This is a genomic window from Streptomyces sp. UH6, from assembly GCF_013421635.1.
GTDB classification, from domain to species: domain Bacteria; phylum Actinomycetota; class Actinomycetes; order Streptomycetales; family Streptomycetaceae; genus Streptomyces; species Streptomyces abyssomicinicus.
In genome coordinates, this window is sequence record NZ_JACADT010001302.1 from 1 (window position 1) to 1,278 (window position 1,278).

General features: G+C 75.7%; 1 protein-coding gene. It reads left to right on the top strand.

Annotation, left to right across the window (positions count from 1 at the left end):
• A partial coding sequence (locus HW445_RS31450) for an AAA family ATPase (RefSeq protein ID WP_180224175.1) occupies positions 1 to 1,278 on the top strand: 1,278 nt, incomplete at both ends.

The window sequence follows — 1,278 nt, forward strand, 5'->3', positions numbered from 1 at the left end:
TCGGCCGCGCCCGCGAGGTGGAGGACGTCAGCCGGCTCCTCGCCGAGCACCGCCTGCTCACCCTCACCGGCGTCGGCGGCGTCGGCAAGACCCGCCTCGCCCAGCGCGCCGCCCGCACCGCCGGGCTGCTGATGCGGGACGGCGCCTGCTGGGTGGAACTCGCCGAGGTCACCAGCCCCGACGTCCTGCCGTACGCGGTCGTCGAGGGACTCGGTCTGGCCCCCGTGCCCCCGCACCTCACGCCCACCGACCACCTGATCGGCGCCCTGCACCACCGCGAGGTCCTCCTCGTGCTCGACAACTGCGAGCACCTGGCCGCTGCCTGCGCCCGGCTGGCCCACCTGCTGCTCGACCGCACCACCGGCGTCCGGCTGCTCACCACCAGCCGCCTGCCGCTCGGCCCGGGCGCCGAACGGCTCTACGTGGTGCCGCCGCTCCCCGAGGACGCCTCGCTGGCGCTGCTCACCGACCGTGCCGCCCTGCTCTCCGAGGTGTCCTGGTCGCGGGACGACCTCGCGCACGCCCGTGCCGTCATCCGCCGGCTCGACGGACTGCCGCTGGCCATCGAGTTCGCCGCCCGGCGGTTGCGCGCCCTCTCCCCGGGCCAGCTCCTGGACCGGCTCGACGAGCGCCTGCCGCTGCTCAGCAAGGGTGACCCGGTGGCCCCCGAACGGCACCGGTCGCTGCGCGCCATGCTCGACTGGAGCCACCAGCTGTGCACCCCGGCCCAGCAGCGGCTCTGGGCCCGGCTGTCGGTGTTCGCCGGCTCCATCTCGCTGGACGCCGCGCACGCGGTCTGGGCGGAGGACCGCTGGAAGGAGGACGCCGGGAAGGAGGACGCCGGGAAGGAAGAGCGTGCGACCGGTGGGAGGAGCGGCCCCGAGGAACTGCTGGACGCCGTCGACGGGCTGATCGACCACTCCCTGCTGCTCACCGAGCCCGGCGACGGCGCCGGCCGCCGCTACACCATGCTGGAGACGGTCCGCGAGTACGGCCGCGACCAACTGGCGCGCGGCGGGGACCTGGAGGACGCCCGCACCCGGCACCTGATGTGGTTCCGGGACCGGGTCCTCGACGTCCACGACCGGTGGGCCGGCCCCGGGCAGGCCGAACTGCTGGAGCGGCTCCGCCACGACCTGCCCAACATCCGCCACGCCATGGAGTACGGGCTGCGCGACGGAGCCGGGCCCGCGCAGACGCACGCCGCCCTCGACATCGCCCGCGGCCTCCAGTGGTACTGGACGGCCACCGGGACGGCGGGCGAGGGCACCGACCGGC